Raw genomic sequence first — 13,923 nt, forward strand, 5'->3', positions numbered from 1 at the left:
AGGCTGAGCCTTTGTCTGTTCATGGCACCAGCACCACGTCTTCGGTGTCGCTACCGCCGTTGCTACTGATGACTTCCACTTTGGCCGGCGGAACGGGCGTCAGGCCGGTGACCAACGTCTTCACTGCGCCACTGCCGCTCAGGTTGCCGATTGCCGTGCCGTTGCCGGTCTGCGCTTTCAGTACGGGTGGGGAAGTTTCGTCGCTGGTACTGGCTACCAAGGTCAGTTCACCGGTGGACAGGCTGTACTGGGCCTGGGTGATGGTGACCAGGTCGGTCAGCGGCACGTTGCTGGTGGTCAGGCTGCTGGTGGGGATAGCCACACTGTTGTCGGCGGTCAGCGTCAGGATGGTGCCGGCAGCCGGGTCGAGGGCCGACTGGGCGTACCAGGCGCCGGTGCCATTGGCCTCGGTGAGGTTGAGGTTTGGCGTCTGGCTGGTCAGGGTGACACTGCCGGGTGGCGGCGGGGCCATGACAAAGATGTCTTGCTGGGCACGCAGGTTGCCATCCTCGGTGTGCCGTGAATAGGTGCTGCGTTGTGGCATCAGCGGGGTAGGCAGGGCGACGGTCGAGAGCTTGCCCGAGATCGAGAACAGTTCGGTGCGCAGGTCAATGCCACCGGGGCCTTCGATGCGTACGAAGTTGGTGTTGAACGGGCTACCGGTTACCCGTTCTTCCAGGTTCGGGTCACCGATGAAGCGTTCGTTGCCTTCGGTGTAGGGGCCGTTGACGCTGCGCAGGAATGGCCCGACGTCGCCCTTGAGCGCACCGGTGAAGTCGCCTGCGCCGGCGATGCCGATGTCGCGGGTCATGTTGATCGCCCGGCGCCCTGCGGCTGGCACGTCGAACACTTCGACGCCGTAGGGGTGGGTGATCACATAGGTGCCGGCAGTTGGCACGTCGACCCGGATGCGTACCCGGGCGAAGCTGACCTGGTCACCTTCGACCGGTTCTTCTGCGGCAAACGCCGCTTCGATCGCGGTGCCGTAGCCTAGGTCGATGCCGCGGGCGGCGTCGACGATGGAGGCGTCAGCGGTAAACCAGAATGCTTCGTCAGGGAAGTTGGTGGGGAAGACGATAGGCTGGGTATCGTCGAACACACCGGGGGTTGGCAGCAGCGTGCACATGTACGACGGTGCGCCGGGTGCGCCGGCGACACGAGAGCTGACGGCCTTGGTCAGGCACAGGTCAAGCGTACGACCGTGACTGTCCTGGTACCAGGCGGGGAAACCGCCGTTAGCGGGTAGGTAGGCACCTTGATCGACAGCATTCAAGGCGGCCTGCGCCGGGAGTTGCAGCATGCCGGCGAAAATCGCGACTGCCAGCGGGTGGGGTATCGGTCGGAGCATGAGTCACTTCCTCCTGCAAACGGGCCCATGGACTTGGGGCGTCTGACAGGAGATCGGCAATAGGCGTGCCAAACCGTGAAAATGCCGCTGAAGGCCTTGTGGGATAAGGGATCCAGTTTCTACGAAGGGAAATTTCCCGGCGATTGACGGTGGGTCCCGTTCCCCCAGATTTGGGGGATTGGGGTAGGCATCCTCAACCCAATCATGAGGGCCAAAACTGATCGACCTGGCAGGGACTCTGTGGGAGCGGGTTTACCCGCGAACACCGGCGCAGCCGGTGCCATGCACCGCGTTGGATTCTTCGCGGGCGTGCCCGCTCCCACAGGCCGTTGATGTTTTTGCTACATTGCTTCGGCCTTCCATCTCCTAGCCGAGCCAAGCAATGCAGCCCCTCGACCACCTGTCCCTGAACCTGTTCATCGTCGTCTGTGAAGAAGGCACCATCGCCCGCGCCGGCGAGCGTGCGTTCATGGCGCCATCGGCGGTCAGCAAGCGCATTTCCGACATCGAGGCACGCTTCGGCACAGCGTTGCTCACACGCAGCAAGCGCGGCGTGGAACCGACCCCGGCAGGGCTGGCCCTGCTGCGCCATGCCAGGGAAATGACCCGCGCCATGGAACGCCTGGACAGTGAACTGAGCGAATACGCCGAAGGCGCGCGCGGCCATGTGCGGGTGCTGGCCAATGTGTCGTCGATCATGGAGTTCCTGCCTGAAGAGCTGTCGGCGTTCATGCTGGAGCACCCGCTGATCCAGGCCGATATCGAAGAGCGTTTCAGCCCCGATGTGGTACGCGGCGTGGCCGAGGGCAGCGCAGACCTGGGCATCTGCCGCAAGTCCATGGCGGTGGGTGACCTGGAGTTCGTGCCATACCGCCAGGACCACCTGGCCGTTGTGGTCAGCGCCGACCACCCCCTGGCCGGGCGCAGCCAGGTTGCCTTTGAAGAGACGCTGGCCTATGAGCATCTGGGCCTGTCGGCGTTCGCCACCCTCAACACCTTCATGCGCAAGAGTGCCGAAAAGGCCGGCCGGGAGCTGCGGTTTCGCTCGTACGTGTCATCGTTCGATGCGGCGTATCGCCTGGTGCAGTTCGGCCTGGGCCTGGCGGTGTTCCCCCAGGAAGCCGTGGCCCGCTATGCGGCGTTGTTCGACCTGCGGGTGATTCCGCTGACTGACGACTGGGCATTGGGCGAGTTCGTCATCTGCATGCGTGACCGGCACACCTTGTCGCTGTCGGCGCGGCGCCTGCTGGACCACCTGCTGCTGCGCGCGCCGGCCTGGCAAGCTGCGGGCTGATCCATCGTGGCTGACGATGGATCAGCCCGTGAAACACGTCTTTTCTGCCCGCCATCCAGCTCTTAGTCTGGCGCAACGCTTGAGACAGAGAGACCGTGATGACAACAATAACAATCAACGAAGTCGGCATGCGCGATGGCCTGCAGAGCCTGCAGGCGATCATGCCGACGGCAGCCAAACGCCGCTGGGTCGACGCTGCCTATGCCGCCGGCGTGCGCCACATGGAAGTGGCCTCGTTCGTGCCGGCGCGCGTGCTGCCGCAAATGGCCGATGCCCGCGAAGTGGTGGCCCATGCCCTCACATACCCGGGGCTGCAAGTGACCGTGCTGGCCCCGAACCTGCGCGGGGCCAGGGATGCGCTGGAGTCCGGCGCGCATCGCATCGTCGCCCCGGTATCGGTCAGCATGGCGCACAGCCTGGCCAACGTACGCCGTACGCCCATGGAGATGGTCGAAGAACTGGGGCGCATGTGCCAACTGCGTACTGAAATGGGCCGGCATGAGGTACAGGTCATGGCCGGCATGTCAGTTGCCTTTGGCTGCACCCGCCAGGGTGAGGTGCCGCTGGCCGACCTTTGCGCGCTGACCCGTCAGGTGATCGAGGCCGGTTGCGACCTGGTCTCGCTGGGCGATACCACCGGCTACGCCAACCCGGGCCAGGTGGCAACGGTGCTTCAGGCCGTGCGGGCGATTGCCGGTGAGCGCCTGAAGGCTGCGCACTTCCATGACACCCGTGGCCTGGCTCTGGCCAACAGCCTGGTCGCCGTGCAGCAGGGCATCCGCGAGCTGGATGCCTCGCTGGCCGGCCTGGGCGGCTGCCCATTTGCCCCAGGCGCCTCTGGCAATACGGTCACCGAGGACCTGGTGTTCATGCTGCAGAGCATGGGCTACGACACCGGCATCGACCTGCCTGCACTGATCACGTCACGCCAGGTGTTGAGCGACGCGCTGCCGGGCGAGGCCCTTTACGGCTGTATCGCGCGCGCCGGCTTGCCGTTGAACTTTGCGCAGGCCGCACAGCACGCCTGACCTGCCCGAACAAGGAGTACCACGATGTCCACACTTCCCTTGGACGGCATCCGTGTCGTCGAGATTTCGCACATGGTCATGGGCCCGACTTGCGGCATGATCCTCGGTGACCTTGGCGCCGAAGTGATCAAGATCGAGCCCGTGCGCGGGGATGGTACGCGCCGGCTGCTGGGTGCCGGGGCGGGTTTCTTCCGCACCTTCAACCGCAACAAGCAATGCATTGCCGTAGACGTCGAAACGCCCGAAGGCCGCGAGGCCGTGTTGCAGCTGGTGGATACCGCCGACGTGTTCATCGAGAACTTCAAGCCCGGGCGAATGCACAAGCTGGGCCTGGACTACGCTGCGCTGCGCCAGCGCAACCCTCGGCTGATCTATGCCTCGCACAAGGGCTTCCTCAGCGGCCCCTACGACAACCGCCTGGCGTTGGACGAGGTGGTGCAGATGATGGCCGGCCTGGCCTACATGACCGGGCCAGTGGGCCGCCCACTGCGCGCGGGCAGTTCGGTGAACGACATCATGGGTGGCATGTTCGGCGCCATCGGTGTACTGGCCGCGCTCAACGAGCGCCATACCACCGGCAACGGTCGCGAGGTGCAAAGCGCCCTGTACGAGAACTGCGTACTGCTGGCTGCCCAGCACATGCAGCAGTACGTGGTCACCGGTGAGGCGGCGGCGCCCATGCCTAACCGCATCAGTGCCTGGGCCATCTATGACGTGTTCACCTTCGCCGGTGGCGAGCAGATGTTCGTCGCCGCCACCGGTGAGGGGCAGTGGCATGCGTTGTGCGAGCTACTGGGGCAGACCGCCTTGCTCGACGACCCGAGCCTGGCGACCAACAACGACCGCGTGTTGCAACGGCCTCGGCTGCTGGCGCACCTGGCCGAGGTGTTCGCGCCGCTGGACGCGGGGCAACTGGCGCTGCAACTGGAGGCCAACGGCATTCCCTTTGCGCCGATCCGCCGCCCGGAAGAGCTGTTCGACGACCCGCACCTGCAGCAAAGCGGTGGCATGGCCAACCTGCAACTGGAAGACGGCAGCCACACGCCGATGCCTTTGCTGCCGCTGTCACTGGACGGCCAGCGCCTGCAGCCACGCCGGGCCATCGCGCGGATTGGCGAGCATACCCACCAGGTGATGCGTGAGCTGGGCTACAGCGACGCGCACATTGCCCAGCTGTGCGCGGCCGGTGTGCTGAAAACCGACGACGCGGCCTGAGGAGGGCTTGAAATGGCGATTTACCAATACGACAGCCTTGCGCCCACCTTGCACCCGGAAACCTTCGTTGCCGAGGATGCCAGCGTCATTGGCGACGTTACCCTTGAACAGGGCGTCAGCGTATGGCCGCAGGCGGTGTTGCGCGGGGACAACGAACCGATCCGCATCGGCCAGCACAGCAACGTGCAGGAGGGCGCGGTGCTGCATGCAGACCCGGGGTTTGCGCTGACCGTGGGGCAGGGGGTGACCATCGGCCACCAAGCGATGCTGCACGGCTGCACCATCGGCGATGGCGCGCTGATCGGCATCCAGGCCGTGGTGCTCAATGGCGCGGTCATCGGCAAAAACTGCCTGGTCGGTGCTGGGGCCATTGTCACCGAGGGCAAGGTGTTCCCCGACAACTCGCTGATCCTCGGGGCACCGGCCAAGGTGGTGCGCGAACTGGCGCCAGAAGCCATCGCCGGCATGCAACGCAACGCTGCCGAGTACGTCAGCAAAGGCCAGGCCTTCAAGGAAAAGCTGGTCCGTATCCGCTGAAAAACCTGCAAGCGGCGCCCGCAGAGGCGTCGCTGCTCTCCAATAATTACAAGAATGGAGATCCACCATGGTTGCCATGACCGGCGAACTGGCGCGTGAGCGCAACGACAGTCACATCAACGAACTGCTGCTATACCGCCGCGTGGCCTGGCGCATCATGCCGCTGGCCATCATCTGCTTCCTGTTCTCGTACTTCGACCGCATCAACATCAGTTTCGCCAAAGCCCAGATGCAGCAGGAACTGGGCCTGAGCGATGCCGCCTACGGCCTGGCCGCGAGCATGTTCTTTGTCGGCTACGTGCTGTTTGAAGTACCCAGCAGTTTCGGCCTGAAGCGCTATGGGGCACCGGCGTGGATCTGCCGGATCATGGTGTCGTGGGGCCTGGCCACGGCTGCGCTGGTGTTTGCCTACACCCAGTACACCCTGTACTTCCTGCGTTTTCTGATCGGCGTGATGGAGGCCGGTTTCGGCCCGGCGATCCTGTTCTACCTGGCGTGCTGGTTCCCCCGCAAGCACCTGGCGAAGATGAATGGCCTGTGGTTCCTGGCCGTGCCGCTGGCCGGCGCAGTGGGTGGCCCGGCGGCCGGCTTTTTGCTGGGGACCATGGACGGCGTGCTGGGCCTGGCCGGCTGGCACTGGTTGTTCCTGATGTCCGGGCTGCCGTGCGTGTTGCTGGGCCTGCTGGTGCTGTGGAAACTGGACCGCGACATCGAAGCGGCGAAATGGCTGAGCCGTGAGGAGAAGGACCTGCTGGCGGAGAACCTGGCCCAGGACAAACGCACCGCAAAACCCATCCTCGGTTCGATCTGGCGGGTACTGCTGACCCGCGAAGTGGCGATCATGGCGTTCATCTACTACGTGGTCAAAACCGCGTCGTATGGCCTGAATTTCTGGATGCCGCACCTGATCAAGTCCTCGGGGGTGCAGGACATGCTCTGGGTTGGCGTACTGTCGGCATTGCCTTATGCGGTGGCCTGCATCGGCATGGTGTGGCTGACGCGCCGCTCCGACCGCACCGGCGAGCGCAAGCGCTACCTGGTGTACTGCCTGCTCGCGGCCGCCATGGGGTACCTGCTGGCGTGCCTGTTCTCCGACTCGTCCGTGGCGATGATGGCCGCGTTGGTGCTGGCCACCGCTGGCACCTTCATCGCCATCCCGATCTTCTGGACCATTCCGCAATCCACCTTCTCAGGGTTGGCGATTGCCACTGGCACCGCCGCGATCAACTCGGTCGGTCAGCTGAGCGGTATCGTCGCGCCTGTGATGGTGGGCAAGATCAATGACGTCACGGGCAGTACTTACATGGGCATGCTGTCCATCGCCCCGCTGATCCTGATTGCCTGCCTGGTGGTGATGCGCTACGTGCGCAACCCCAAAAGCTGAATGGCGTTGAGTCTTCGCACAACAACAAGAACAAGGCACACCCATGATCATTCTCTCCCGGCGGGCATCGCTGATGCTCGCGGCGCTTTGCTGCGCCTGCCAAACCGCCCAGGCCGGCTTCATCGAAGACGGCCAAGGTAGCCTGGAACTGCGCAATTTCTATTTCGACCGCGACTTTCACGGCGACAGCGCCACGCAATCCCGGCGTGGTGAATGGGCCCAGGGTTTCATGCTGCGTCTGCAGTCCGGTTATACCGAGGGCGTGGTCGGCTTCGGCCTGGATGCAGCTGGCATGCTCGGGCTCAAGCTGGATTCGTCACCCGACCGCAGCGGCACTGGCCTGTTGCCCCGGGGTAGCGACAAACGTGCTGCGGATGACTACGCCAAGGCTGTCGCAGCCTTCAAGGCGAAGCTGTCGCAGACCGAGTTGAAGGTCGGTGGCTTGAGCCCGCAGCTGCCGTTGCTGGCGTCCAACAACAGCCGCTTGTTCCCCCAGTGGTTCAACGGCGCGCAACTGGTCAGCAAGGACCTGGACCGGTTTACGTTCACGTTGCTGCAGGTGGATGCCACCAAGTTGCGTGATTCAACCGACTTCGAGGACCTGACCGCCATGGCGCAGCAGGGGGCCTATTCGGCAACGGTCACCGCTGACCGGCTGTACTACGTGGGTGTCGATTATCAGCCACTGGCCAACCTGACCTTGAGCCTGCATGCCAGTGACCTCAAGGATCTGTTCCGTCGGGATTTTGCCGGGTTCAAGCTCTAGACCGCTTTGGGGCCGGGGGAGGTGTTCACCGAGTGGCGCTGGTTCAGCGCCCGCGAGCAGGGGCGAGCGCTGCTGGGCGAGGTCGACAACCAGACTCTCAGCACCAACTTCGGTTACAACGTTCAGGGCCATACGTTCAGCGGCGGGTATCAGAAAGGCCGTGGTGATACGGCGTATGCCTATGTGGGCGGCACTGATACTTACCTGTTCAGCGAACAGCAGGTCAGCACCTTCGCCCTGGCCAATGAGCGGGCGTGGATGCTGCGCTATGACTACAACTTCGCCGCGCTGGGCATCCCGGGGCTTACCTTCAATGTGCGTTATGTGAAGGGAGACCAGGTGGCCCCGCAGCGCATCGCCACCGCCAAAGGCAGGGCCTTGGCGACGCGGGACGGGGAGGGGCGGGAGTGGGAGCGGACCACGGATATCACCTACGTGGTGCAATCGGGGCCGCTCAGGAATGTGTCGCTGCGCTGGCGCAACGCGAGCATGCGTTCGAACTTTGCCGATGCGGCGGATGAGAATCGGGTGATTGTGGGGTATACGTTCGAGTTCTAAAAACTGACGCGCCCTCGCTGTAGGAGATCACCCAGCCCTTTGGGCTGCGCTGTCGCGCAGAGAACTGTTACTGGCAAGCGCTCCGCGTACCGCTGTGGGAGCGGCGGTGCGGCGGTCCGATTTACCCGCGAAGAATTTAACGCGGTGCATGGCACCGGCTGCGCCGGTGTTCGCGGGTAAACCCGCTCCTACAGAGTCGCTGCGCAGTTCTATGAGAGCGGCCTTGTGTCGCGATGGGCTGCGCAGCAGCGCCAGATTTCAATGCCCATACCGAAAGTGCTGGGGCCGCTGCGCGCCCCGATCGCGACACAAGGCCGCTCCTACAAATACCGGTTCTCCTGTGGCTTTCGCGTACGTGGCTTGCGCGGCTTTTTCTCCGGGCTCTTGCCGGGCTTGAGCTGCCAGCGGTCGGCATTGGCGAGCAGGCGCTCCTGTATCGCTGGCGGGTAGTCGCTGAGGGTGGTTACGGGGGGAACGGCCTTGCCGGGCATGCCGGCCTCGCGGATCACCTTTGGCCAGCGAGGTCGCCAACACAGCATCAGGCTGAGCCAATGCCCGGTACCGACGATGACGAAGGCGGGCCAGACCATTAGCAGGACGACCTTGAACAGCCAGCTGCTTTTGCGGAAGAAACGGCCAAGGCCTTCGAACTGGGCGCTGAATGCCTGGATGGGCGAGGGGAGCTGAGTGCTCAAGCGGGGGCGGGGGACGGCATGCGGCCCTTCTTCCATGTAACGACGGATGAATTCCCACTCGTCACGCAGCTCGCTGCCGCCCTGGCCTTGCTTGCCGACCAGGGCCATTTCCATGTGCGGCAGGCCGGTGAGGCTGGGGTGCCAGACAAGGCCGAGTCGCATGCCGGCGCTTAGGGAATCATCTTCTGGATAGATCCCCGTGCTGCCGGTTGTTCTCCAAGGAAAGGTTACGATGCCGCCGCAACTGTTAGGTCGATGCAGATGAACCTGCTGGGTTTTTCGGTTGAAACGAATGATTAGATGGCGGCTAGTAAGCATTTCTAATCGCGTGAATTGAAGTCCGAATCTTAGATAAAAATAAATGATGGCGCCGTCCAAGGCGCTCATTACTATAGTTACGATGATATTGACGAGGGAGGTTGCGTGAGGTGAAAAAAAATCAAAGTAGATTGATCCTCCAGTGACGATGGCTCCGGTGTATATGATAGGGCCTAAGCCTACCAGAGTCATGATTGTAATTAGCCCTCGCTTTTCCTCTGAGCCCCCGCAGCGCATTTCCAAAAAAGTCTCATTGAAGGCGTAAACAGGTCCGCGAGCGCAAGGTCTTTCACTGACCCTTCGAAAATGCATTTCCTCCTCTAGGTCAAGCTCATAAAAATCCCGCGTTGCGTTTATCTCAGAAGCGGTCATTTCTTTTTCATATTCGTTTCGTAGCGCTTCTGCCTCGATTGCCGTCTGCCAGAGTCCCCATTCGATCAAATACATTATATGACCTCGCTAAAAGCTGAATGAAGCTCGCTTAGCTCTTCGTGCTCTTCATGGAGTTTTGATGTTCTCGCAGCGCGGAAACAACTGCGTTTGCACCATTTTTCTAATGCATCGTCTTCAAGGAGATAAATGACAATCGTCAGAATTAGGCCTAGCCAAAAAGCGCCGAGCACTAGGCGTGAGAGTAAGAGTCGAGCACTTTTTGTCCCTAGTTTTTTTGCGAGTGCTCCCATAGATGTGGCAAGCATTCTTCCGAATTTGGACTTGGCGTTATGAGATAGATAGTCGAAAAGAGGCTTCGCAATTGCTATGGCTGTTCCTGCTTCTGCTAGTCCAAGGGCTATTGTTGCCATCCCACGAGCGCGGTAAGCGTTAGCCAGGTGGTTTGTTTGAGCAGTCGACTCATCATTTTGCCTTTCACGTAAATGTTTTTCAGCATCTGCAAAATCCCACCATGCAAACACAAATCCTCCTGCACCAGCCAGACTAGCCCCCCAAAGCTTCAACCTCCCCAAGACCGCTGCTGCCCCTCGCCCCGTAACGCTTTTCGCCCCGTATCGCGTTACCACTTGATCCACATAACTGGCGCCAATCTCAAACCCCGCCGCAGCCGTGGTCATCGCCGCCGCCATGAGTTCGGTCTTGACCCGTGCATCACTGTCGGGCAGCTCTCGCGCCTTGAAGGCCATCAACATACCTTCAAGCAGGCATACCAGGCCGGCGGCGCGCACCTTGTAGAAGTCACTCTTCTTGCTGTCGGCCTGCATCAGCCCTTCAGCCCAGGCTTGGTCGAGGTACCGTGAAACCTGGCCGGCGCTGCGTTGAGGGTCTATTGGTTGTCCGTTGCGAGCCGCTTCACCCAGGCGAATATCGACAGCCGATTCATGCACCGAAGCAAACAGTGTCAGGCGTAAGCCATGGTGCAGGGCGCGGTCCACGCTGTTGGGGGCTCCAGTGCGCAGCACTTGCCGGCCCAGCGCGACGTACCAGGCATACAAGCCGATGCTGGCCGTGCTGTTTCTGTTCTGCAATTCTTCGTACAGCGTGTTGATTCGCCCGAAGGCATTGGCCGCGATATGCGCTTGCCGGGCCAGGGACTCGCGTAGCACGAACGATGATTCCGAAGGGGGTTCAGCTTTCGCTGCTTCCCGCAATGCTGCAAGCTCCTCACGAATATCGTCCTGGTTGTACGTGATGCCACGCATTGCCAGGTTGTCCCGATCCGCCACGTCACTGCGCCACCAGTGGTCCAGCACCGTCGCGCCCCATTCGCTAAGCTCCATGCCTATCACGCACTGGCCGGTTTGCTCGGCAAAGGCCAGGCCATTGATCAGGTCGGCATTGTCGTAGCGGTCCAGCGCCTGCAACAGACGTTCACTGATCACCCAGCGGGCATGATCCTTGGCCCGCTCCTCGGCGGCTTGCTGGGCCTGCTGCATCGCCTGCTCGAAACCTTCCAGCTGATCGTGCATGGCCTGGCGGTCGACCAGATGGCCGTATTTCTGCTCAAACTTCTTGCTGAACTCGCCAGCCTCCTGGCGAGCCTGGACCTTGGCGCGCACATCGCGCTCGAACTTGGCGAGGTGCGGTTTCATCTGCTCGTCATGCGCATCAGCCTGTTGCCTGGCCCGTTCGGAAAAAGCGTAGATTTCCGCGTGGACGAACGGTTGATTGCGAACGTTCTCAGCCATGACCGCCTGCTTGACGATCCGGTCGGCCACCATCTGCGGGTAGAGCTTCTCGATCTCCAGAAACGATTGCGCGACCAGTAGCCGGCGTTCGTTGTCCACGCCTGGCTCCACCTCGCGCTGTAGCCACTGGGTTTTCACTTCGTCGACCGCAGCATTGCGCCAGGCATTGAGTTCCTGGGTAATGCCGATGGCGTCCTCGACGACGATGGCTGCGCCACGCGGCTTGGTTTGATACACCAGCGGCGCCAGGGCTTGGCGTGACGCGTGCGGCGAGACGATCTGGTCGTTGTTGAACGGCTGCAGGTCCAGCAGCGCTTGCAGGTCTGCGTCGCCCTGGGCCTTGAAGTCGGCAACCCAGCCCAGCTGATCGTGCTTGAGAACGTGGGGTTGCGGTGGCGCATCGGAGGGCTGGATGAAACGGGCGATATCAATGGCCGGCAAGCTGCTGCGGTACTCGTCGTCGAGCAGGCGGTAGTTGTCGAGCATACGCGGGGTCAGCGGGGACGGGCTGAACAGCGGGCGCAGTTCCTGGATGTCGTCGAGGTCGTAGAGGGTGATGGTCCAGCCAAAGCCGCGGATGATCTCGGCCATGTTGCTTGCGCTGGGGGCTGGCGCCCAGGGCGCGTCGGCGCTGATGTGCAGCAGCGAGCCGTTGGGTGCTACGCGGTACTGGCTGTGCCATTGGTAGGCGGGCTCGCTGTGGCGCTTGATCAGCAGGTAGAGGAAGCCCTCGCGCAGTGGGCGGATGGCGTAGCTGGAATTAGTCAGCTCGCCGACATCCTGGAACGGGCTGAGGTAGCCCGGCAATTTGGGCAGGCGGGCGCGTTGTGCCGGGTTGCCACCGATGGCGGCATAGCGCAGGGGCAGCAGTTCGAAGCGGCGGGTGCAGTCGGCGACGGGGCTGTTGCGCAGAGCGGGGCGGTAGCCCTCGGTGATGTGCTTGCACAGATCGAGGGTTTTGCTGAGAGAGTCCATGTTTGTGTACCTCAGTCCTTGGTGCGCAGAAATCGCTGCACATTGTCCATCAGGGATGTGTGCTGCTCGCGCGTGGCGGCAATCGCGTCCTGCCAGGCTGTTGAGTTGCTGAGGTGCTCGCCGTCGCGAGCCAGCATGAGCACATAGCTGATGAGGTCTTCCTCACGGTCCAGGCCCTGTTCGCGCGCTTCATCCAGATAGTGCTGGATCAGGCCGACCCGAGTGCCGTGACAAACAGCCGCCAGCGCCGGGCAGGACTGCCCGTCATTGAGCAATTCGGCAAGCTGGTAGCTCAGCGGGTCACCTGCCAGTTCGGCCCAGCAGTCTTCGTTCAGCGTGATGGGCGGAATGTGTGTGGCCGCAGGCTGATCGCCACCGGAAATCTGCTGCCACAACCGTTTGCTCGGGTGCGCCACCGGTGACCACCAGTGATGAATGGGGGCCAGCCACTCGCTTATCCCTGGGAGCTCGCGGTGTGTATCGAGCACTTGCAGCGCTGCAGCGGTGTGAAAGCGCAGGAGGTATGAATGGCCGTCAGGGCCTGTGACTATATTGGCATGGCTCAAATGCCGGGCGAGTTGCACCGCTGGTAGCGCACTGACGACCCAGCCACATACCGCACCCGCTGCAAGCTGCTCGAGTTGCCATTGAAAATCGTACTGGGCCGACACATCGGAACCGGGCCGCGATCCGAACAGCCAGGGCCCTGCCGTTCGCAGGTTGCTGAACTGGGCTTGTTGCAACAGCGGCAAGCAGCGGTCCGCATAGTGCCGGGTCAGTTCATCCTGTGCCTTGGGGGACAGATTGGCCATTTCCACGATGGCGCTCAGGCGATACCGGTCGGATGCCCGCAGCACCTCGACCATTGCTCTGACAAATGGGCTGGGCATCAGCTTGCTCCCTGCATGCGAATCACGCTGTGGCCTTGCTTGATCGCTTTCAGCAAGCAGCTGAGGCAAATGGGCTCGCCAGGCTCGGGTACGCCAGAGGTCGATGTCGTGCGCTGGCTACCCGTTGCCTGCTGGCTGAGTGGCCCCTTGAAGGCCAGCGCCAGGCCGTCCAGCGTGATGCCGGCGCCATCGATGCGCAGCAAGCCGGCCGGGCTCCTGATCGTGAGGCTTTCGCTGACCTGGATGTCGTAGACTTTTGTGGTGTGCCGGATGGCTTCACCTGTCTGCAAGGTACTGTGACCGGCCACGACCTGCTCCAGGTGCCCACCGATTTCTATCGTATGGTTGGCTTTGGTGGTGTCCTGGCGATGGTTGCCGACCTGTTCGATGCGGTCCTGGCCGGTGATGATGGTATGGGTCCGGCCAATGGTCAGGCTGTCGTCATTGCCGATTTCTTGTACACGGTTCTGCCCGACGCTGACAGACTCATCCCGGGCAACATCTTCCCGTCGATCCTGGCCAATTGAAACAGTCTCATCTCTTTCGACACGTTCGCTGCGGTCGTTACCGACTTGCGTGGTTTCGTCGTGCTTGACGACGTTGTTCTGGTCTTTTTCTGCGTGGATGAAGACTTCCTGCCTGCCCAGTTCATCCTCAAAGCGCAGCTCATTGAAACCACTGCCCTTGTGGGTCTGGCTCTTGATGGTCATGCGCGTCTTGTGTTTGGGCAGGTCGTAAGGCGGGAGCTGATCGCCGCAGTAGGTGCGCCCGGTG

General features: G+C 62.1%; 10 protein-coding genes and 1 pseudogene. 6 read left to right on the forward strand and 5 right to left on the reverse strand.

Annotated elements, in window-relative coordinates; all coding sequences use genetic code 11:
* Window positions 1-19 precede the first annotated feature (19 nt).
* A complete protein-coding gene (locus ACIP1G_RS26245; protein WP_400742281.1) occupies window positions 20-1,348 on the reverse strand; it encodes a hypothetical protein in 1,329 nt (442 codons plus the stop codon).
* A gap of 382 nt (window positions 1,349-1,730) precedes the next feature.
* Here ACIP1G_RS26245 and ACIP1G_RS26250 point away from each other — a divergent pair, with 382 nt between their 5' ends.
* The 6 genes and pseudogenes from ACIP1G_RS26250 to ACIP1G_RS26275 all read left to right on the forward strand — a co-directional run bounded on the left by ACIP1G_RS26250 (window position 1,731) and on the right by ACIP1G_RS26275 (window position 8,130).
* Window positions 1,731-2,642, forward strand: coding sequence for a LysR family transcriptional regulator (locus ACIP1G_RS26250; RefSeq protein WP_400742283.1), 912 nt, complete (start codon window positions 1,731-1,733; stop codon window positions 2,640-2,642).
* Window positions 2,643-2,740: 98 nt separating this feature from the next.
* Window positions 2,741-3,670, forward strand: coding sequence for a hydroxymethylglutaryl-CoA lyase (locus ACIP1G_RS26255; RefSeq protein WP_400742285.1), 930 nt, complete (start codon window positions 2,741-2,743; stop codon window positions 3,668-3,670).
* A 24-nt stretch (window positions 3,671-3,694) separates the two neighbouring features.
* Window positions 3,695-4,885, forward strand: a complete 1,191-nt coding sequence (locus ACIP1G_RS26260) for a CaiB/BaiF CoA transferase family protein (protein WP_400742288.1) — start codon at window positions 3,695-3,697, stop codon at window positions 4,883-4,885.
* A gap of 12 nt (window positions 4,886-4,897) precedes the next feature.
* Window positions 4,898-5,422, forward strand: a complete 525-nt coding sequence (locus tag ACIP1G_RS26265; protein WP_400742290.1) for a gamma carbonic anhydrase family protein — start codon at window positions 4,898-4,900, stop codon at window positions 5,420-5,422.
* A 67-nt stretch (window positions 5,423-5,489) separates the two neighbouring features.
* Complete coding sequence (locus tag ACIP1G_RS26270; RefSeq protein WP_400742293.1) at window positions 5,490-6,806, forward strand: MFS transporter; 1,317 nt, start codon at window positions 5,490-5,492, stop codon at window positions 6,804-6,806.
* Between the two features lie 43 nt (window positions 6,807-6,849).
* Window positions 6,850-8,130 (forward strand): annotated as a pseudogene (locus ACIP1G_RS26275) (OprD family porin).
* A 320-nt stretch (window positions 8,131-8,450) separates the two neighbouring features.
* On the opposite strand, the gene ACIP1G_RS26280 reads toward ACIP1G_RS26275, so the two are convergent.
* The 4 genes from ACIP1G_RS26280 to ACIP1G_RS26295 all read right to left on the reverse strand — a co-directional run.
* Entirely contained in the window at window positions 8,451-9,590 is a 1,140-nt protein-coding gene (locus tag ACIP1G_RS26280) for a DUF6708 domain-containing protein (RefSeq protein WP_400742295.1), read from the reverse strand.
* Window positions 9,590-12,259: a T6SS effector BTH_I2691 family protein gene (locus tag ACIP1G_RS26285; RefSeq protein WP_400742298.1), complete on the reverse strand. Its 2,670-nt coding sequence runs from the start codon at window positions 12,257-12,259 to the stop codon at window positions 9,590-9,592. Before ACIP1G_RS26285 ends, ACIP1G_RS26280 begins: the two co-directional genes overlap by 1 nt.
* A gap of 11 nt (window positions 12,260-12,270) precedes the next feature.
* Window positions 12,271-13,149 (reverse strand): DUF4123 domain-containing protein, encoded by an 879-nt coding sequence (locus ACIP1G_RS26290; protein ID WP_400742301.1) that lies wholly within the window; start codon window positions 13,147-13,149, stop codon window positions 12,271-12,273.
* On the reverse strand, window positions 13,149-13,923 hold a 775-nt coding region (locus ACIP1G_RS26295), incomplete at its 5' end, for a bacteriophage T4 gp5 trimerisation domain-containing protein (protein WP_400742304.1). The genes ACIP1G_RS26290 and ACIP1G_RS26295, both read right to left, overlap by 1 nt.

This window comes from Pseudomonas sp. NPDC089392 (assembly GCF_044749595.1).
In the GTDB taxonomy this organism is placed as follows: domain Bacteria; phylum Pseudomonadota; class Gammaproteobacteria; order Pseudomonadales; family Pseudomonadaceae; genus Aquipseudomonas.

Coding starts and splice junctions, on each gene's coding strand:
- ACIP1G_RS26245 (WP_400742281.1), bottom strand. CDS start 1,348: ATGCTCCGACCGATACCCCACCCGCTGGCAGTCGCGATTTTCGCCGGC.
- ACIP1G_RS26250 (WP_400742283.1), top strand. CDS start 1,731: ATGCAGCCCCTCGACCACCTGTCCCTGAACCTGTTCATCGTCGTCTGT.
- ACIP1G_RS26255 (WP_400742285.1), top strand. CDS start 2,741: ATGACAACAATAACAATCAACGAAGTCGGCATGCGCGATGGCCTGCAG.
- ACIP1G_RS26260 (WP_400742288.1), top strand. CDS start 3,695: ATGTCCACACTTCCCTTGGACGGCATCCGTGTCGTCGAGATTTCGCAC.
- ACIP1G_RS26265 (WP_400742290.1), top strand. CDS start 4,898: ATGGCGATTTACCAATACGACAGCCTTGCGCCCACCTTGCACCCGGAA.
- ACIP1G_RS26270 (WP_400742293.1), top strand. CDS start 5,490: ATGGTTGCCATGACCGGCGAACTGGCGCGTGAGCGCAACGACAGTCAC.
- ACIP1G_RS26280 (WP_400742295.1), bottom strand. CDS start 9,590: ATGTATTTGATCGAATGGGGACTCTGGCAGACGGCAATCGAGGCAGAA.
- ACIP1G_RS26285 (WP_400742298.1), bottom strand. CDS start 12,259: ATGGACTCTCTCAGCAAAACCCTCGATCTGTGCAAGCACATCACCGAG.
- ACIP1G_RS26290 (WP_400742301.1), bottom strand. CDS start 13,149: ATGCCCAGCCCATTTGTCAGAGCAATGGTCGAGGTGCTGCGGGCATCC.